17 protein-coding genes and 1 riboswitch are annotated in these 19,160 nt (G+C 73.2%); of the genes, 15 read left to right on the top strand and 2 right to left on the bottom strand.

Going from position 1 to position 19,160, the window contains the following annotated elements:
* Positions 1-11: 11 nt before the first annotated feature.
* From EMA17_RS31490 to EMA17_RS31460, 7 genes are all read left to right on the top strand, one after another.
* Positions 12-1,277, top strand: a complete 1,266-nt coding sequence (locus tag EMA17_RS31490; RefSeq protein ID WP_246127022.1) for a sensor histidine kinase — start codon at positions 12-14, stop codon at positions 1,275-1,277.
* A complete protein-coding gene (locus EMA17_RS31485) occupies positions 1,265-1,924 on the top strand; it encodes a response regulator transcription factor (protein ID WP_371863067.1) in 660 nt (219 codons plus the stop codon). The genes EMA17_RS31490 and EMA17_RS31485 overlap by 13 nt, the downstream gene beginning before the upstream one ends.
* A gap of 198 nt (positions 1,925-2,122) precedes the next feature.
* On the top strand, positions 2,123-4,189 hold the full coding sequence (locus EMA17_RS31480; RefSeq protein WP_126640564.1) for a hypothetical protein: 2,067 nt from the start codon (positions 2,123-2,125) through the stop codon (positions 4,187-4,189).
* Positions 4,190-4,406: 217 nt separating this feature from the next.
* Positions 4,407-5,297 carry an SPFH domain-containing protein gene (locus tag EMA17_RS31475; protein WP_170222285.1) on the top strand — a complete coding sequence of 297 codons (891 nt, stop codon included), beginning with the start codon at positions 4,407-4,409 and terminating at the stop codon, positions 5,295-5,297.
* Positions 5,298-5,306: 9 nt separating this feature from the next.
* Positions 5,307-5,720, top strand: a complete 414-nt coding sequence (locus EMA17_RS56090) for a type II toxin-antitoxin system antitoxin (protein ID WP_371863066.1) — start codon at positions 5,307-5,309, stop codon at positions 5,718-5,720.
* 47 nt (positions 5,721-5,767) lie between these two features.
* On the top strand, positions 5,768-6,415 hold the full coding sequence (locus EMA17_RS31465) for a GOLPH3/VPS74 family protein (protein WP_126640562.1): 648 nt from the start codon (positions 5,768-5,770) through the stop codon (positions 6,413-6,415).
* Positions 6,416-6,446: 31 nt separating this feature from the next.
* The gene (locus EMA17_RS31460; RefSeq protein ID WP_126640561.1) at positions 6,447-7,526 is read left to right on the top strand and encodes an EamA family transporter; all 1,080 of its coding nucleotides are present in this window, start codon (positions 6,447-6,449) and stop codon (positions 7,524-7,526) included.
* Positions 7,527-8,003: 477 nt separating this feature from the next.
* Here EMA17_RS31460 and EMA17_RS31455 read toward each other — a convergent pair whose 3' ends face one another.
* On the bottom strand, positions 8,004-8,336 hold the full coding sequence (locus EMA17_RS31455; protein ID WP_126640560.1) for a YnfA family protein: 333 nt from the start codon (positions 8,334-8,336) through the stop codon (positions 8,004-8,006).
* Between the two features lie 127 nt (positions 8,337-8,463).
* Between EMA17_RS31455 and purB the strand changes: the two genes are divergently transcribed.
* Complete coding sequence (gene purB / locus EMA17_RS31450; RefSeq protein WP_126640559.1) at positions 8,464-9,906, top strand: adenylosuccinate lyase; 1,443 nt, start codon at positions 8,464-8,466, stop codon at positions 9,904-9,906.
* Between the two features lie 318 nt (positions 9,907-10,224).
* Complete coding sequence (locus EMA17_RS31445) at positions 10,225-11,766, top strand: ATP-dependent DNA ligase (RefSeq protein ID WP_170222284.1); 1,542 nt, start codon at positions 10,225-10,227, stop codon at positions 11,764-11,766.
* A gap of 18 nt (positions 11,767-11,784) precedes the next feature.
* Here EMA17_RS31445 and EMA17_RS31440 read toward each other — a convergent pair whose 3' ends face one another.
* Positions 11,785-12,552, bottom strand: coding sequence for an amidohydrolase family protein (locus EMA17_RS31440; RefSeq protein WP_126640557.1), 768 nt, complete (start codon positions 12,550-12,552; stop codon positions 11,785-11,787).
* Between the two features lie 183 nt (positions 12,553-12,735).
* Here EMA17_RS31440 and EMA17_RS31435 point away from each other — a divergent pair, with 183 nt between their 5' ends.
* The 6 genes from EMA17_RS31435 to EMA17_RS31410 all read left to right on the top strand — a co-directional run bounded on the left by EMA17_RS31435 (position 12,736) and on the right by EMA17_RS31410 (position 19,144).
* Entirely contained in the window at positions 12,736-13,215 is a 480-nt protein-coding gene (locus EMA17_RS31435; protein ID WP_126640556.1) for a MarR family winged helix-turn-helix transcriptional regulator, read from the top strand.
* A gap of 5 nt (positions 13,216-13,220) precedes the next feature.
* A complete protein-coding gene (locus EMA17_RS31430) occupies positions 13,221-14,045 on the top strand; it encodes a GNAT family N-acetyltransferase (RefSeq protein ID WP_126640555.1) in 825 nt (274 codons plus the stop codon).
* A 116-nt stretch (positions 14,046-14,161) separates the two neighbouring features.
* Positions 14,162-14,734 carry a G/U mismatch-specific DNA glycosylase gene (gene mug, locus EMA17_RS31425; RefSeq protein WP_170222283.1) on the top strand — a complete coding sequence of 191 codons (573 nt, stop codon included), beginning with the start codon at positions 14,162-14,164 and terminating at the stop codon, positions 14,732-14,734.
* A 212-nt stretch (positions 14,735-14,946) separates the two neighbouring features.
* The gene (locus EMA17_RS31420; RefSeq protein WP_126640554.1) at positions 14,947-15,135 is read left to right on the top strand and encodes a hypothetical protein; all 189 of its coding nucleotides are present in this window, start codon (positions 14,947-14,949) and stop codon (positions 15,133-15,135) included.
* A gap of 363 nt (positions 15,136-15,498) precedes the next feature.
* Positions 15,499-15,753, top strand: a riboswitch (cobalamin riboswitch).
* 77 nt (positions 15,754-15,830) lie between these two features.
* Positions 15,831-18,149, top strand: a complete 2,319-nt coding sequence (locus tag EMA17_RS31415; protein ID WP_246127037.1) for a ribonucleoside-diphosphate reductase subunit alpha — start codon at positions 15,831-15,833, stop codon at positions 18,147-18,149.
* Positions 18,150-18,166: 17 nt separating this feature from the next.
* A complete protein-coding gene (locus EMA17_RS31410; protein ID WP_126640706.1) occupies positions 18,167-19,144 on the top strand; it encodes a ribonucleotide-diphosphate reductase subunit beta in 978 nt (325 codons plus the stop codon).
* The last annotated feature ends 16 nt before the right edge of the window (positions 19,145-19,160 follow it).

The raw sequence follows: 19,160 nt of genomic DNA, 5'->3' as shown, positions 1-19,160 counted from the left end.
AGGATGGCGGGGTGTTCCGCATCGTTTCGTCCCGCAGCTCGCCGCGCGCCCGGCTCCGTCGCCTCGCCCGGCCCCTGGTCACGGCCGCCACCTACACGCGTGGCTTCCACCTGTTCACGGGCCTGCTCCTGGGCGTCGCGACAGCCATGGTCTATCCCGGCCTGGAGGGCGACGGCGGGCTCGGCCACGGCGTCGCGCTGCTGGCCGTGCCCGTCCCGATCCTGACCGCGTTCGGGCTGATCGCCGAGGCGCGCCGGTTCGAGGGGTTCCAGGCCCGGCTGCTGCTGCGCCCCGGCGACGAGAGCGACATCGCGGTCACCCGATCGCAGACCTGGCCCGACCGCTGGCGCACGGCACTGTGGCTGGTGCTGCGGGTCGAACTGGGCTGGCTCGGGCTCGCGCCGGCGGCGTCCGCGATCTTCACCGCCGTGGCGATGATCGGGTCGCCCGCGACCGGTGACGGTCTGGCGTTCGACGGGGCGAGCTTCCCGGGCGGCGCCGCGCACTGGTGGCTGGTCCCGCTGGGCCTGGCCGTCATCGTCGCGGCGCTGGCCTACCTGGTCGGTGCGGGCCTGCTGCTCACCGTGCTGGCCAAGCGGCTGCTCGGGCCGTCCGCGAGCGAGAAGCTGGCCGCCCTCGAACGGCGTACCGAGCAACTGCTCGAACACAACCGGCTCGCGCGCGAACTGCACGACTCGATCGGCCACGCGTTGTCTGTGACCGTGCTGCAAGCGGGCGCGGCACGGCAACTGCTCGCCACCGACCCGGCCTTCGCCGACCGGGCACTGGACGCGATCGAGGTGACCGGGCGGCAGGCGCTGGAGGACCTGGAGCGCATGCTGCTGCTGTTGCGCGACGCGCCGGAGCCGGCCGCGCCCCGGCCGGGGCTGGCCGAGCTGAAGGTGCTCGCCGACACCACACGCGGCGCGGGCGCCTCGGTCGAGGTGCGGGTGCTGGGCTCGCTCGACGCGGTGCCGGCGGTGATCTCGCGCGAGGGCTACCGGATCGTGCAGGAATCGCTGACCAACGTGCTGCGGCACGCGGGTCCGGTACCGGTCGAGGTCACCGTGGCGGTGCACGACCACGAGGTCGAGCTGACCGTGCGCAACGGCACACCCTCGGCGGAGGCGGGGCGGCGGGGGACCGGCGGGGGCAGCGGCAGTGGGCTGCGGGGCATCCGCGAGCGGGCCGCGCTGCTCGGCGGCGAGGCCACCGCGGGGCCGCACGACGGCTACTGGCGGGTGCACGCCCGGCTGCCCCTACGGTGGGCGTCGTGACGATCCGGATTCTGCTGGTGGACGACAACGAACTGGTGCGGGCCGGCCTGCGGGCCGTCCTGGCCGCACAGCCCGACTTCGAGGTGGTCGGCGAGGCCGACGACGGCGCGGGGGTGCTCGCGCTGGTCCGGTCGCTGCGCCCGGACGTGGTCGCGATGGATGTGCGGATGCCCCGGGTGGACGGCATCCAGGCCACCCGCGACCTCCTCGCGCACCTCGATCAGCCGCCGAAGATCCTGATCATCACCACGTTCGAGAACGACGAATACGTCTACGAGGCGCTTCGGGTCGGCGCGCACGGCTTCCTGCTCAAGCGGGCCCGTCCGGCGGAGATCACCGGTGCGGTGCGGGCGCTGGCCACGGGGGATTCGCTGCTCTTCCCGGCGAAACTGCGCGCGTTGGCCGAGCGTTTCGGGAAGACCGTGCGCAGCGACGCGGTGGCCCGGGCCAAGCTGACCGATCGCGAGGCCGACGTGTTGCGGGCGATGGCCCGCGGATTGAACAACGCCGAGATCGCGGCGGAGCTGTACCTGGGCACCGAGACGGTCAAGAGCCATGTGAGCGCGCTGCTGGCCAAGTTGAGCGCGCGTGATCGCACCCAGGCGGTGATCGCGGCCTACGAGTCGGGGTTCGTCGCGCCGGGCTGACCCCGGGGAGGGGCCGTCGGGCAGCGGGTCGGGAAGTGGCCGATCGCGACTCGAGAGGCACCCGAGCCGATCGAAAAGCGCCCTACAATAGAGATTTTCGTACTATGTGTGACCCCTTTCGAGGGCGCTCGTTGGCCATCACGGCCCCGCACCCGGTCGCGGGAGCCGACCACGGCGCGGCGAGAGGGGACCCATCACATGCCAGGCGGTCACGAGAGCGCGTCGGAACCGGCGGCCGAGCCCGTCCGGGACCTCGGGAGCGACCCGGGCATCGGGGGTCGGGCGCGACGGGTCCGAGCGGAGCCGGCCGATCTGTGTCGGCGGCGGCTCGACGGGCGCGCGGTGCGCCGTACCGAGGCTTTGGTGGTCGGCCGCTACCCCGAACTGGTGCGGCTCGCCTACCTGATCCTGCCAACCGGCCTGGAGCGGCACCGCCGGGTGCTCACGGCCCATGCCCTGGTGCAGAACGCGCTGCCCGGTCGATGGCGCGACCTCCGGCGTCGGCCGGGCGCGGCGGGGATGGGCGACGCGGAACTCGTCCGGCTGCGGATCGTGCGCGGCGCGCTGCTGCGGTGTCGGTCCACCCGGCGGTGGGCGGCCCGGCCGGCGGCCCTGCCGCAGGTCTGGGGACTGCGCCTGTTCCCGCCGACCGGCGGCGCCGACGAGCCGGCGATCGAGCAGGCGCTGGGCCGACTGTCGGGGCCGGGGCGGGCCGCCTACGTGTTGCGGGTGCTCGAAGGTCTCGATCCGGCCGCAGTGGTCGAGCTGTTGTCGATCGCCGGCGTCGAGGACGTCGCGAGCGCGGAGGCCGAGGCCGACGCACTCGCGGCCGACCCGGTGGGACTCGCCGGCGGGCCCGGATCGGCGGCGGGCCGACTGCTGCACGCCGCCCTCTTCGACCCGTGCACGCTCCGGGCCACCCCGTCGGACCTGCTGCGCCGACGGCGCCGCAGGCGTACCGCGCCGGTCGCGATCGCGGTCGTGGCGGTGCTGGCGGCCCTCGTTCCGTACGCCGGCGACGCGACCGAGTCCGACACCCGGGTCGCACCCGCGACCGGGGTCGCACCCGCCACCCCGGTCGCGCCCGCCGCCCGGGTCGTGGTCGGGGCGCCCCGGGTGGTTCCGGCCGACGCCTGGACCACCACCACCCGGCTGGACTTCGACGTCTGGTCCACCCGGGGGCCGCGCGCCGGCGACCAGGCGTTGACCGGGCGCGCGGTCCGGGCCTGGGTCGAGCCCGAGGCCGGCACCGTCGTCGCGCTCGGCCCGGGCGCCGCCGCCGGCCCGCCGGGCGACCTGCCGCGCCTGCTGTACGCGGGCGACGTCGCGGGGGCCGCGGTGGTCCTGCTCACCGACGGCACGCGCCTGGCCCGCTACACCGAGGAGCAGGGTGGTCGCCGTCTCGACGTGGCCGCGGCCGACGACTCGGACGCCCGCTCGGCCTCGGCCGTGGTGTTGCACCGGGGTGTGGAGGGTGTGCGGATGTTGCTCGCGCCGTGGGTGGACGAGGCGGCGATCCGGGATCTGCGCCGACCCGACGACAGGAGCAGGCCGCTGCCGGTCACCGACGGAACGACCGCTCCGATGCCGGATCCCGGCACGGCGGCCGAGGGCTGTGCGACGGTGCCCGTGCTCGAACTGGTGTCCGGGCGCGCGGCCGACGGTCGGCCGTACCTGCTCGCGGACCTGGGTGAGATGTCCGCGACCCATCTCACCTACATGCCGCCGCCGGAGTTCGCGCACACCGGCCGGCCGGCGGAGGCGGCCTCGACCGAGCGCGCGCTGACCGTCTGGTCGCGTACGGCATGCGTGCTGGAGACGCTGCGCGGGCGGGGGCTGCGGCTGGTGGACAACTGGGAGTTCGCCCACTTCGACCTGCCGGAGGCGGCCGGGGACGGCATGTGGTCGTGCGTGCACGCGTTCGACCGTCGGGGTGGTGGCGACGTCGTGGTCCAGTTCCTGCCGCCCGGGGCCGGAGCGGACGGCGCGCAGACCGTCGAGCGGGTCGCCGACTCGCCCGCGTGCAGCCGCTCGGCCAACGACATCGTCGCCGGCACGTGGTGGCGCGCCCGATCCGGCACCTGGTACCTGGTCGCGGCCGGCAGCCGGGACGTGGTCAAGCTGACCGCCTCCGCCCCCCTCGCCGGCTCGGCGGACGCCCGCCGGCTGATCCTCAAGTCCCCCGGCGCCGCCCCGAATACCGCGGCCCGCCCCCAACTGGTGGCCACCCTCAAGTCCGGAAGCACCATCAAGCCCCTCACCTGATCCGGAGGCGACCGCCCCGACGCCCGACCGCCGTTCAATCCCGACCCACGTGCCGCTCCGGAACGGTGGTCGGCGGTCGGGGTTTCGGCTCGCGGGCGCGATTCCGGGGTTCGGGGGCTTGCGTAAAAGTGATATCACTTTGCTATGGTAGTGATGGCAAGCTGGTCGAGTGAGGAGTGGCGTTGTGAGTGATTTCGGGTCCGGGGCCGTCGTGGAGATGCCGGCGCCTCAGGTGCGGGAGCGGGTGGTGACCGGCGCGGCCGGGTTGCCCGCGTTGGTTGTCGGGGTGCTGTTCGTCGCCGGGGGGATCGTGGCGACCGTGGTCGGTGCGCTCCTGGACGACGGGCAGAAGGTGGCCGCGATCACGAGCGGGATCGTGATCATCGTCCTCGCGCTGTTCGGGCTGTGCGGGCTGACCACCGTCGCGCCCGGCGAGGCGCGGGTGCTTCAGCTGTTCGGGCACTACAAGGGCACGTTGCGCAAGGACGGGCTGCGATGGGTGAACCCGTTCACCGACCGCACCAAGGTCTCCACCCGGATCCGCAACCACGAGACGCAGACCGCCAAGGTCAACGACAACGACGGCAATCCGATCGAGATCGCCGCGGTCGTGGTCTGGCAGGTCGAGGACACCGCGCAGGCCAAGTTCGAGGTGGACGACTTCGAGGAGTTCGTCGCCATCCAGACCGAGACCGCCGTGCGGCACATCGCCAACAGCTACCCGTACGACGACCACGGCCAGGGCGGCATGTCCCTGCGCGACAACGCCGACGAGATCACCGGCAAGTTGTCCGCCGAGATCGGTGCCCGGGTCGCCTCGGCCGGGGTCAGCGTGGTCGAGTCGCGGATCACCCGGCTCGCCTACGCGCCGGAGATCGCCCAGGCGATGTTGCGTCGCCAGCAGGCGGGCGCCGTGGTCGCGGCCCGGCAGCGGATCGTCGAGGGCGCCGTGGGCATGGTCGAACTGGCGCTGAGCCGGCTCGAGGAAGGCGACCTGGTGGAACTCGACGACGACCGTCGGGCGGCCATGGTCAGCAACCTGCTCGTCGTCCTGTGCAGCGAACAGGCCACGCAGCCCGTGGTCAACACGGGTTCCCTCTACGCGTAGTCGGTCCCCGTGACCGAACGCAAGAAGATCCTGCTCCGACTGGACCCGGCCGTGCACGACGCGATCGCCAAGTGGGCGGCCGACGAACTGCGCAGCACCAACGCCCAGATCGAGTTCCTGCTGCGCCGTGCGCTGGGCGACGCGGGTCGGATGCCCGGCAATGCCGGACGACCGGCCCGACGGGGCCGACCACCCAAGCCGACTCCGACGGCGGCTGCGGCCCCCGATCCCGACGGCGACCCCGATCCCGACAGTGACCCCGGGACCGACTCCGGTTCCGACCCCGAGGTCGGTTCCGGCTCCGGGACCGATTTCGATGCCGAGCCCGGGGGAGGCGACGGTGGCGATCGAGGCGACCCTGGCGGTTCTGGTCGGCGTCGTGGCGGCAGCGGCGACGGTGGCGACCTCGAGGCCGCGCCGTGATGACGAACCCGAAGACGATGTGACGCCCTGGCGCCGAGGAGGTCGACGTGAACCCGTCCCTACCCCAACGAGTGTTCCTGCTCGCCTACAGTCCCGAGCGGCGGCGCCTGGTGAGCCGGACCCATCTGGGTGCGACGCTCCAGGCGGCGGCGCTGTACGAACTCCACGAACAGGGCCTGATCCACGACGAGGGCGGCAAGGTCCGGGTGACCGCGCACCGCAGGGGCGCCTCGCACCCGGGCGCGGCTCCCCGGTGTGAGCTGGCCGCCGACCTGCTGGCCAGGATCGGCGAGGCCGACCGGGCGCACCGCTGGCGCCACTGGGTCAAGAAGCGCGACCGGCAGGCCGTCGACCGGGTCGGCGCGGCGTTGGAGCGGGCGCGGGTGATCCGGTACGAGCGGCACCGGGTCCTCGGCCTCGTCCCGCGCCGACGGATCGTGCTGCGCCAGACGTTGCTGCGCGGCGCGGCGACGAAGGCGATGTGGGGCGCGCTCAAGGGTCGGGCGGCCGACGTGCCCGCCCCGGACGCGGCGCTGGCCGCACTCGCCTACCACGGCGAACTGCGCGTGGTGCTCGGCGGCCGGGAACGCCGGGCGGCGAAGGGTCGGATCGGCGAGTTGTCGGCCCGTCTCGGCCCGGTCCCCGACGCACTGCGTGTGGTGGTACGGGACGCGAAATCCGGGGCCGCCGGCTGAACCGGCTTGACGATGTCCGTAGTGTCGGAGAATGACCTCCCGCACCACCACCGGCGTGCCCTCGCGCGCGCGGCACGCCCTCGCCGACCGGTTGCTGCCGGGACCGCGGGGGCGTGCGGTGTCGTTGGTGTTGGCGAGCGCGTGTTCGATCCAGTTCGGCGCCGCGTTCGCCGCGCGGCTCTTCCCACAGGTGGGGCCGGCGGGTGCGGTCACGCTGCGCCTGGTCATCGCCGCCGCGCTGCTGCTCGCCTTCTCCCGGCCGCGGGTGCGCGGGCGTTCGCGGGGCGACTGGCTGGTGGTGGGCGGCCTGGGCGTGATGTTCGCGGGCATGAACATGTGCTTCTACGAGGCCATCGATCGGCTTCCGCTGGGCCCCGCGGTCACGCTGGAGTTCCTGGGCCCGCTCGGCCTGGCCGTGGTGTTGTCCCGCCGACTGCGCGACATGGTGTGGATCGTGCTCGCGGCCGGCGGCGTGCTGCTCCTGGGCGGCGGCGGATTCGGCGGCCTCGATCCGGTCGGGGTCGTGTTCATCCTGGCCGCGGCGGCCTGCTGGGCGGGCTACATCGTGGTCGCCTCGAAGATCTCCGCGCGCTTCGACGGCATCGAGGGCCTGGCCCTGGGCTTCGTGGTGGCCGCGGTGCTGGTGACGCCGCTGGGTGTGGCGACGGCCGGCTCCGCGCTGGTCGAGCCGAGGATGCTGGGGCTGGGCGCGTGTGTCGCGCTGCTGTCCTCGGCGCTGCCGTACAGCTTCGAGATGCTGGCGATGAAGCACCTGCCGCCGGCCACGTTCGGGCTGCTGGCCAGTCTGGAACCGGCGGTGGCCGGGGTGGCCGGCTTCCTGGTGCTGCACCAGTCGCTGGTGCTCGTGCAGATCGCGGGCATCGCGCTGGTGGTGGTCGCCAGTGCGGGCGTCACCCTCGCCCAGTCGCCGCGGGAGACCCGGCGGACTCGGGAGACCGCGCGGGCTCGGCGGACCCGGTCGACCGCGGGAACGTGCGATACACCCGGGCCCGGGCCCGATCCACGACCGACTCCCGATGCAGGTGCCACCCCCACTCCGGCCGCAATACCGGACGCTTGTGCGGAGTCACCACAACGAACGCCGTCGTGACCTCGGTCAGTGCGTAGGCCAGCGCCGGCAGCCGCGACTCGGCGAGCAGGTGCAGCGCATAACTGCACACCACGAGCGAATATGTGCGCCCGGCCAGCGCGCCCGCCGCGATCTGCTCGAACCGCAACGGTTCGGCCGGCCGCCCGGTCCGCTCCAGGTAGGCGTCGCCGGTGTACGGATCGACACCGGCCACCTCCCGCGCGCCCAGATCGCGCAGCGCCAGGGTGGCCTCGCCGCTGCCGCAGGCCAGGTCCAACACCGAGGCCGACAACCCGGGCTCGGCCGCGAACGGCCCGGTCAGCACCTCGGCCAGCACCGCCCGCACCCGCGGCTCGTGCGGGTTGCGGTACTCCGCCCCGTGGCGGACGTAGAAACCCTCGGCGCCCAGTTCCTCGTAGGCGGGCCGGATCTTGTCCATGCCGTCGATTCTCCCCCGGCCGCCATCCGTGCCGTCGGCCGCACCGGTGGTGAGCGGCGTCAGCGGCGCGGCGCGTACATGATCAGCGCCACGCCGACCAGGCAGACGCACGCGCCGGCCACGTCCCAGCGATCCGGGCGGAAGCCGTCCACGACCATGCCCCAGGCCAGCGAGCCCGCGACGAACACCCCGCCGTAGGCGGCCAGGATTCGACCGAAATCGGCGTCGGGCTGGAGGGTCGCGACGAACCCGTACACGCCCAGCGCGATCACCCCGAGGCCCGCCATCCACCACGGCCGGTGTTCGCGTACGGACTGCCAGACCAGCCACGCGCCGCCGATCTCGGCGAGCGCGGCGAGGGCGAACAGGACCATGGAGCGCGCGACGATCATGGACGTACCGTAGGGGCGCGGCGCGGCGCGGCCGAACACCCGGCGCACGCGCACCGGACCCGCCGGGCGGCCACGATCGTGGACGGCCGGTGAGAGCGGGGTCGGCGGCTCGGTAAACTCCCCGGTCGTGACGTCCCAGCCTGTGCGCAAGCCCCGCATTCCGAACGTTCTGGCCAACCGCTACGCCTCCCCGGCGCTGGCCACGCTGTGGTCCCCCGAGTACAAGGTGGTGCTCGAGCGCCGCCTGTGGCTCGCGGTGCTGCGTGCCCAGGCCGACCTGGGCATCGACGTGCCCGAGGGCGCGGTCGCCGACTACGAGCGGGTGGTGGAGCAGGTCGACCTGGCCTCGATCGCCGAGCGCGAGCGGGTCACCCGGCACGACGTCAAGGCCCGGATCGAGGAGTTCAACGCCCTCGCCGGCCACGAGCACGTGCACAAGGGCATGACCTCGCGCGATCTGACCGAGAACGTCGAGCAGTTGCAGATCCGCTCGTCGCTCGAACTGGTCCGCGACCGGGTGGTGGCGCTGCTGGTACGGCTGGCCGAGCTGTCCGCGCAACACGCCGAGCTGGTCATGGCCGGCCGCTCGCACAACGTCGCCGCGCAGGCGACCACGCTGGGCAAGCGGTTCGCGTCGGCGACCGACGAGCTGCTGGTGGCCTACCACCGCCTCGAGGACCTGATCGCCCGCTACCCGCTGCGTGGGATCAAGGGCCCGGTCGGCACCGCGCAGGACATGCTCGACCTGCTCGGCGGCGACGAGGACAGGCTGGCCGAGCTGGAGGGGCGGGTCGCGGCGCACCTGGGCTTCGAGCACGCGTTCGTCTCGGTCGGTCAGGTCTACCCGCGCTCGCTCGACTACGACGTGGTGACCGCGCTGGTCCAGCTGGCCGCCGCGCCGTCGTCGTTGGCCAAGACGATCCGGCTGATGGCCGGGCACGAGCTGGTCACCGAGGGCTTCCAGCCCGGCCAGGTCGGGTCGTCCGCGATGCCGCACAAGATGAACACGCGTTCGTGCGAGCGGGTCAACGGCTTCACGGTGATCCTGCGCGGCTACGCGTCGATGGTCGGCGAGTTGGCGGGCGACCAGTGGAACGAGGGCGACGTGTCCTGCTCGGTGGTGCGGCGGGTGGCGCTGCCGGACGCGTTCTTCGCGTTCGACGGGCTGGTCGAGACGTTCCTGACCGTGCTGGAGGAGTTCGGCGCGTTCCCGGCGGTGGTCGCGCGCGAACTCGACCGCTACCTGCCGTTCCTGGCCACGACCAAGGTGCTGATGGCCGCGATCCGCGGCGGGGTGGGGCGCGAGGCCGGGCACGAGGTGATCAAGGAGCACGCGGTCGCCTCGGCGCTGGCGCTGCGGGAGGGCGTCGAGCGCAACGAACTGCTCGACCGCCTGGCCGCCGACGAGCGGCTGCCGCTGGACCGCGCCGCGCTCGACACGCTGCTCGCCGACCGGCTCTCGTTCACCGGCGCCGCGGCGGCCCAGGTGGCCGAGGTGGTCCGCCGGGTGGAGGCGGTCGCGGAGAAGCACCCGGAGGCGGCGAAGTACCGCCCGGGCGCGATCCTCTAGGCGGAATCGGACCTGTCGCCGAACGGGCCGGGGCATGCGGGGCAATCCCCCGCATGCCCCGGCCCGTTCGGCGTCCGGCCTCCGGGGTTCTCGGGCCGCGCTCGTGTCGGCGGTCGAGCCGTGTCGATGCCGCGTCCCCGCTGTGGGGGTCGAGTCGCGTCGCACGGTGCCGGCCCCGTCGCGGCGAGGTGGCGGCCGGGCGGCGCCACCTCGCCTTCGGTCGCCCGTCGGGCAGGCGACCCGGGGCCGGGGATTGAAACGTGGTCTCGGCGGTCATGGTGGGGGGAGTCGTCGGGAGGAGTGGTGGGCGTGGGGTCGCTGTCGTTTCGTGAGGTGGCCGTCGTGTCCGGGGAGGTCGCGGAGGAGTCCGGGCGGACCGCGAAGGCGGAGCTGGTGGCCGGCTGCCTGCGGCGGGCGGATCCGGCCGAGGCGACCGTGGTGGTCGCCTATCTCGCGGGGACGCTCACCCAGCGGCAGATCGGTGTGGGGCCCGCCATGCTGCGTGCCGTGCCGCCGCCGGCCGCCGAGCCGTCGTTGACCCTCCTGGAGGTGGACGCCGCGCTGGCCGCGATCGGGGCCACCACCGGCACCGGCTCGCAGGCCGCCCGCCGGGCCGCGCTCGACGCGCTGTTCGCCCGCGCGACCGCGGTCGAACAACGCTTCCTGATCGGGCTGTTGGTCGGTGAGGTACGCCAGGGCGCACTGGACGGGGTGATGGCGGACGCGATCGCCCGCGCGGCCGAGGTCCCGGCCGCCGCGGTCCGGCGGGCGCTGATGTTGCGCGGTGCCGCCGGACCGGTGGCCGCCGCCGCGCTGCGCGGCGGCCGGGCCGCGCTCGACGCGCTCACCCTCGACGTCGGCCGCCCGGTGCGCCCGATGCTCGCCGCCGCCGCGCCGGACGTGGCCGGCGCGCTGGCCAGGCTGCGGGCCGAGGATCCGACCGCCGAGGTCGCGTTGGAGTGGAAGATCGACGGCATCCGGGCGCAGATCCACCGCGACGGCGATCGTGTCGCGGTGTTCACCCGCAGCCTGGACGACATCACCCCGCGCGTGCCCGAACTGGTGGAGGCGGTACGGGCGTTGCCGGTGCGTACCGCGGTGTTCGACGGCGAGGCGATCGCGCTGCGCCCGGACGCTCGGCCGCACCCGTTCCAGATCACCGCCTCCCGGACCGGGACCCGCGACGCCGGGAGGCTGCGGGCCGGGACGCCGCTGACGGTGTACCTGTTCGACGTGTTGCACGTGGACGGCGAGGACCTGATCGACCGCCCCGGCGCGGACCGCTGGGCCGCGCTCGCGAACCTGGCGCCGCCCGAACTCCTGGTGCCCCGGCTGGTCACCGGGGACGCGGCGGCGGCGGAGGCGTTCTTCGTCGACGCGGTCGGACGCGGGCACGAGGGGGTGGTGGTGAAGTCCCTGGACACCCCGTACACGGCGGGTCGGCGCGGCGCGGGCTGGGTCAAGGTCAAGCCGCGGCACACCCTCGACCTGGTGGTGCTGGCCGCCGAGTGGGGCCACGGCCGCCGGCGCGGCACGCTGAGCAATCTGCACCTGGGCGCGCGGGATCCGGGCGGGGACGGGTTCGTGATACTCGGCAAGACGTTCAAGGGGCTCACCGACGAACTGCTCGCGTGGCAGACCGAGCGGTTGCGGGAACTCGAGGTGCGCCGGGACGACTGGACCGTGTGGGTGCGACCCGAACTCGTCGTGGAGATCGCCTTCGACGGATTGCAGACCAGCACCCGGTATCCGGGCGGCCTCGCACTGCGCTTCGCGCGGGTGTTGCGCTACCGGGAGGACAAGACGGCCGCGGAGGCGGACGACATGGACACGGTCCGGGCGCTCGCGGCCCGGGAGTGAGGGGCCCACCGGGATCCGCTAGCCGCGCGGGCGGTAGAGGGCGTGCGCGTTGTCGTACAGGACGGCGGCGGCCAGGTCCGGCCCGACCGAGTCGGCGATCAGGTCGAGATCGGTGTCCCGGAACGGGCGGGGCGCGCGGGTCGAGGGCAGGTCGGTGCCGGCGAGCAGGGCCCGAGGGTCGACGGCGGCGACGGCGCGCAGCGTCGCGGCTACGTCCGCGTCGACCCGGCCGAAGCCGGTGGCCTTGACCCGGGCGCCGTGTTCGACCAGACGCAGCAGATGCGGCAGGCCCTCCCGGGACAGGCCGAGGTGGTCGATGCCCACCCTCGGCAGCGCGGTCAACACCGGCAGCAGGTCGGGCAGATCGCGGGCGTCGAGGTACAGCTCGGCATGCCACCCGGCGATCTCGTGGACCCGGCGGGCGAGTCGGTCCAGGTGCTCGAGCGTCGCCGAGCCGCCACGCCGGACGTTGAACCGGATCGCCCGCACGCCGGCCGCGTCCAGTTCGGTGATTTGCCGGTCGGACACCTCGGGCGGCAGTCGGGTCACCCCGACGAAGGCGGGGCCGAGTCGGGCCAGTGCGTCGAGGAGGTAGGTCTGGTCGAAGCCCTGGAAGGAGCCGGACACCACCGCGCCGCCGGTCACGCCGAGCGGGACGGCGCGGGCCAGGTAGTCGACCGCGGTGAAGGTCGGCGGCAGGTATCCGTGGTCGGCGACGAGCGGGAAACGCGGGTCGACGATGTGCAGGTGCGCGTCGAACACGCGACGAGCGGGCGATCCGGACACGGCGGGCCCTCCGTCGGCTGCGGGAACGCCGCATACCGTACCCGGGCGCCGGATGGATGCGCCGGGTTCGCCGAACGGAGAAGTTGTCGAATGCAACTAATTTCTTCTATGGTTGTGACAGGCAACGAAAATCGCCGCGGCGCGGGCGTACGACCGCCCGCGCACAGGAAGGAGCGAGCCGCCATGGCCACCAGGGAAGCCTGTCGGCACCTGCTCGCCGAGCTCGAAGGCATCGTCGGCGTACACCGCGGCCTCGCCAAGGCCGTCCCGCCCGGCAGTCTGCCGCCCGGCTCCGCGGTCCTGTTCGTCCTCGGCCGCAGCGCCGAACCGCTGCGCGCCGGACGTGTGGCCGAACTCCTCGACCTGGACATGTCGGTGGTCAGCCGACACCTCGCGCACCTGGTCGAACACGGCTGGGTGGCCCGCCGCCCGGACCCGCGCGACGGCCGGTCGGTGCTGCTCGGGCTCACCCCGGAGGGGCGCGCCGTGGTCGACCGCGCCACCGAGAGCCGGCTCGCGGTGATCGCCGAGCGGCTGGCCGACTGGCCGGACGAGGACGCCGAGCGACTGTCCGAACTCCTGGGCCGGTTGAAGGCGGGCTTCGGGGTGCAGGCGGGCTTCGGACACCGGGCCGAACCGGTGCCGACGGGCGTGCCACACTGACCCGCATGCCGAAGTCCGCCGCGGAACTGCGCGCGCATCTGGAGATCTTCTACGACGCGGTGCCCCGCCGGTTCACCCGCGCCGAGGCGATCGGCGCGCTGACGCTGTTCGTCCGGGAGGGCGAAGGGTGGCCCTACTATGCCCGACCCACGCTCGGCGGCCTCGCCGAGCCCACCGTCGCGGACGTGCGCGCGGTGCGGGCGCGGCAGAGAGAGTTGAAAGTGCCCGAGACGTTCGAATGGGTCCACGAGACCACCCCCGCGCTGCGGGCGGCCGCGATCGAGGCCGAACTGCATGTACACGAGCATCCGCTGATGGTGCTCGACCCGGACGAGCACCCGGTCGACCGCCCGGGCCTGCCGGACCTGGTGACACTGCGGCAGATCCGCGCGGACGCCACCGACCTGGCGATCGTGCACAGCGTCGCGGCGGTCGGCTTCGCCAACCCCGGGACCGCGCCCGGCTCCGACGGGCCGGCCGAGCGGGACACCGCCGCGCTGGGCCAGGATCCGAGCCTGCTGTCCTACCTCAACGAGCGGTTGCGCAGCGGCGAGACGGTGATGTTCGCGGCGTACAGCCCGGCCGGGCCGCTGTGTGTGGGCAGCTACCAGCACCTGCACGACACGACCGAGATCGTCGGCGTGGCCACCCTCCCGGCGGCCCGGCGCAGCGGCCTCGCGGCGGCGGTGACCTGGGAGTTGGCCCGGCACGCGCTGGCGGACGGGAGCGAGACGGTGTTCCTGAGCGCGGGGGACGAGGACGTCGCGCGGATATACGACCGGATCGGCTTCCGCTCGGTGGGGACGGCGCTGATCGCGGAGGCGCCGTGAGCCGCGGGGACGAGGCGGGGACGGACCGGGCGCGGGCGGCCGGGGCCGGCGCGGGCAAGGCGGGCGCGGGCAACGCGGGCGCGAGGACCGATGCCGCCGCGCCGATCGTGCTGCCGATCCCGCCCGGACGCAACCCCACCGCCGACGAGTTGGCCGCCGCACACGGTCGGAGCATCCCGGACGTGATCGCGCCGAACCTGCGGGTGTTGTTCTGCGGGATCAACCCCGGGCTCTGGTCGGGCGCCACCGGGCGGCACTTCGCCCGTCCCGGCAACCGGTTCTGGCCGGCCCTGTACGCCTCGGGGTTCACCCCGCGCCTGATCGAGCCCGCCGCGCAGCGCGAGTTGACCGCGCTCGGCCTCGGCATCACCAACGTGGTGGCCCGAACCACCGCGCGCGCCGACGAGTTGACGAAGGAGGAGTACCGGGCCGGCGGCCTGGCGCTCACCGCGAAGGTGCGTCGGTACCGACCGGCCTGGTTGGCGGTGCTGGGCATCGGCGCGTACCGGACCGGCTTCGGCCGCCCCAAGGCGGTGGTCGGCCGCCAGTCGGAGACGATCGACGACACCGGAATCTGGGTACTTCCCAACCCCAGCGGCCTGAACGCCCACTGGACGGCCGCGGCCCTCGCCGAAGCCTTCACCGACCTTCGCGCCGCGGCCTACCCGCGACCGGGAACGGCCGAGTAGAACGCCGAACCCGAGTCGGGCGCCTCGGCCGGCCGAGGCGTCGTGGTCTTCGACCCGCACGGGCCGTCGGGGCCGCTCGCCCCGTGCGGCGGCGACCCGTCGGCGACCCGGCGTCGGCGCGGGCGGCCCGACCCGGAGGTGGGCCGTCAATCGACCGAGTGGCATCACTCGGTTGGTGGTTACTTCGCGCCCACTCGTGCGGTTGGATCGGCATGAAGATCCTGCGGGCACCGTTCGGGCCGTGGCCCACCGAGACGTTCGAGACCCCCGTGTACGAGGCGCTGGTCGCCGAATGGCGCGACTCGGGCCGGGAGGTACCCCGGCCGACGGATCGACCGCAGGGCAGCCCGCCCCGGCACGCCCGCCCGCCCGGACCGAGCCCGCGCACGCGTCGCCCGTGAGCCGGCCGCGCGGCGCGGATCGGCACCGCCCGCGACACGATGTGCTTCTTGTCACGCGCCCCCCGACACGCCCGGCGAGGAAGGAATTCGCCGACCGATCGGCGCACCGGCCGACGCGCGATCCACCGTCGGTCCGGTCCGGTCCCGCCGCGCTCCCGCCGCCCCCGATCCCGCCTCGCGCGGCCCGCGCGGGCCCGGTGGGCCCGGACGTCCGCCGGGGGAGCGGGTGTTCGGCGCGCTCGACGCGCGTCGCATTGTTCGCCGGCCGTACCACCAGGGCACGTCTCCGGCGAACCGTGACACGCCGGGAATCAGGACGTGACACAACACCTGGGGGTGCGACGACCACCCCGCCACTACATATATGCTCTGCGACGCAGCTGGTTCGCCCGACCGAAAGTTTCCGGGAAGGCGAGGCAAGAGGGAATCCGGTGCGAGGCCGGAACTGCCCCCGCAGCGGTGAGCGGGAACGAAAGTCGTCATGGAGCGCCGGACGCCGAAGGGCGTACGGGAAGCGACGACCCTTAGGCACTCCGCGGACCACCGGGCACACGCCGTGCCCGGCGGTGCCCCGGCATGCCCGCGAGTCCGAATACCTGCCGGCTGCCCGCGCCTTCGGGCGTGGGGTCACCTGTACGTACGAGCTCGCGAGGAGAGAGCACGTGACCGTTGTGGACAGCGTGGGCGCGACCCGGATGCGGGTCGACGAGAGCCCCGAGGACCGCCTTGCCACCCTGGTGCGCACCCAGGCGCGCGATCTGCCGGAGGTCGATCCGGATCGGGTCGTCCGCCGGGTCGTCGCGGGTCTGAACGAGGGTGCGGACCGCGGCGCGGCGGCCGACCTGGCCGTGCGCACCGCCGCCGAGCTGATCGCGGAGGAGCCCGCCTACTCGCGGCTCGCCGCGCGCCTGCTGGCCGGCCGGATCGCCGACGAGGCCGCCGAGGCAGGCGTCACCTCCTTCAGCGCCGGCATCGCGCTCGGCCGGCGCGAGGGCGTCATCGGCGCGGAGACCGCGGCGTTCGTCGCCGCGCACGCCGCCGAGCTGGACGCCGCCGTCGACGCCGACGGCGACCGCCGCTTCGAGTACTTCGGTCTGCGCACCGTCTACGACCGCTACCTGCTGCGCCACCCCGTCTCGCGCAAGGTGGTCGAGACCCCGCAGCACTTCCTGCTGCGCGTGGCGTGCGGTCTGTCCAGGGAGCCGGGCGAGGCGATCGGCTTCTACCGGTTGATGTCCTCGCTGGCCTACCTGCCCAGCTCGCCGACGCTGTTCAACTCGGGCACCGTGCACACCCAGATGTCCTCGTGCTACCTGCTCGACTCGCCCAAGGACGAGCTGGAGTCGATCTACGACATGTACGGGCGGATCGCCCGGCTGTCGAAGTTCGCCGGCGGCATCGGCGTGGCCTGGTCGCGGGTGCGCTCGCGCGGCTCGCTGATCCGGGGCACCAACGGGCACTCCAACGGCATCGTGCCGTGGCTGAAGACCCTCGACTCGTCGGTGGCCGCGGTCAACCAGGGCGGCCGGCGCAAGGGCGCGGCCTGCGTGTACCTGGAGACCTGGCACCCCGACATCCTGGAGTTCCTCGAACTGCGGGAGAACACCGGCGAGGACGCGCGTCGCGCGCACAACCTCAACCTGGCCAACTGGGTGCCGGACCTGTTCATGCGCCGCGTCGAGGAGGACGGCGTCTGGTCGCTGTTCGACCCGAACGAGCTGCCCGAGCTGCCCGACCTGTGGGGCCCCGAGTTCGACAAGGTGTACGAAGCCGCCGAGCGGGACGGCCGGTTCGTCCGGCAGATGCCCGCGCGCGACCTGTACGCCCGGATGATGCGCACGCTCGCGCAGACCGGCAACGGCTGGATGACCTTCAAGGACGCCGCCAACCGGACCTGCAACCAGGCCGCCGAGCCGGGCAACGTGGTGCACCTGTCCAACCTGTGCACCGAGATCCTGGAGGTCACCAGCGACGGCGAGACCGCCGTGTGCAACCTCGGCTCGGTCAACCTCGGCGCGCACGTGGTCGCCGGCGAGGGCGTGGACTGGGACAAGCTGCGCGCCACGGTGCGCACCGCGGTGATCTTCCTCGACCGCGTGATCGACATCAACTACTACCCGACCGACCAGGCCGCCGCGTCCAACCCGCGCTGGCGCCCGGTGGGCCTGGGGCTGATGGGCCTGCAGGACGTGTTCTTCACGCTCGGCCTGCCGTTCGACTCGGCCGAGGCGCGCGAGTTGTCCACGCTGATCTCCGAGGAGATCTACCTCACCGCGCTCGAGACCTCCTCGGCGCTCGCCGAGGTACACGGCCCGCACCCGGCCTACGCCGAGACGCACGCCGCGCGCGGCCGGCTCCAGCCGGACCTGTGGGAGGGCGTGTACCCGACGCAGACCAAGCGCTGGGACGCGCTGCGCACCCGCGTGGCCGAGCACGGGCTGCGCAACTCGCTGCTCGTGGCGATCGCGCCGACCGCGACCATCGCCTCCATCGCGGGCGCCTACGAGTGCATCGAGCCGCAGGTGTCCAACCTGTTCAAGCGCGAGACGCTCTCCGGCGAGTTCCTGCAGATCAACGGCTACCTGGTGCGCGAGCTCAAGGCCCGCGGCCTGTGGACCCCCGAGGTGCGCGACCGGATCAAGCGCGCCGAGGGCTCGGTTCAGGGCATCGCCGAACTCCCGGACGACGTGCGGGAGTTGTACCGCACCGCTTGGGAACTGCCGCAGCGCGCGCTGATCGACCTGGCGGCGGCCCGCTCGCCGTACATCGACCAGTCGCAGTCGCTGAACCTGTTCATGGCCGACCCGACCATCGGCAAGCTTTCCTCGATGTACCGCTACGCGTGGTCCACCGGTTTGAAGACCACGTACTACCTGCGCTCGCGCCCCGCGACGCGCATCCAGCAGGCGACCGTGCCCGCGCAGGCGTCCGCCGCGCCGGTCGAGGAGATCTCCGACCTCGAGGTCATCGCCTGCTCGCTGGAGAACCCCGAAGCATGTGAGGCGTGCACGTGAGCCTGCTCGACCCCGGAATGAACCTCACGCTGCGCCCGATGCGGTACCCGGACTTCTACGAGAAGTACCGCGCGGCGATCCGCAACACCTGGACGGTCGAAGAGGTCGACCTGCACAGCGACCTCGCCGACCTGGACCGGCTCAGCCCGGCGGAGCGGCACCTCGTGCAGCGCCTGGTCGCGTTCTTCGCGACCGGCGACACGATCGTGGCGAACAACCTGGTGCTGAACCTGTACCGGCACATCAACTCGCCCGAAGGGCGGCTGTATCTGTCGCGGCAGCTCTTCGAAGAGGCCGTCCATGTGCAGTTCTACCTGACGCTGCTCGACACCTACATGCCCGACCACGAGGAGCGCGAGCAGGCGTTCGCCGCGGTCGAGCACATCCCGTCGATCCGGCGCAAGGCGGAGTTCTGCTTCCGTTGGATCGACTCGGCGATGGGCCTGGACCGGCTCGAATCGCGGGACGACCGGCGGCAGTTCCTGCTCAACCTGATCTGTTTCGCGGCGTGCATCGAGGGGCTGTTCTTCTACGGCGCCTTCGCCTACGTGTACTTCCTGCGCTCGCGCGGGCTGCTCAACGGCCTCGCCTCGGGGACCAACTGGGTCTTCCGCGACGAGTCCGCGCACATGGACTTCGCGTTCTCCGTGGTCGAGACGGTGCGGGCCGAGGAGCCCGACCTGTTCGACGACGAACTCGCCGAGGACGTACGGCGGATGCTGGCGGAGGCGGTGGACGCGGAGACGGCGTTCGCCGAGGACCTGCTCCAGGGCGGGGTGTCCGGGATGACCGTCGCCGACATGCGCTCCTACCTCGAGCACGTCGCCGACCGGCGGCTCGCCCAGCTGGGCATGGCGCCGGTGTACGGCTCGGCGAACCCGTTCGGCTTCATGGAACTCCAGGACGTCCAGGAGTTGTCGAACTTCTTCGAGCGGCGGGTGTCGGCCTACCAGGTCGCGGTCACCGGATCGGTCTCCTTCGACGAGGACTTCTGACCCGGGTCCGCGTGCC

Source organism: Embleya hyalina, from assembly GCF_003967355.1.
Classification (GTDB): domain Bacteria; phylum Actinomycetota; class Actinomycetes; order Streptomycetales; family Streptomycetaceae; genus Embleya; species Embleya hyalina.
This window is presented reverse-complemented; position numbering and strand designations above follow the sequence as displayed.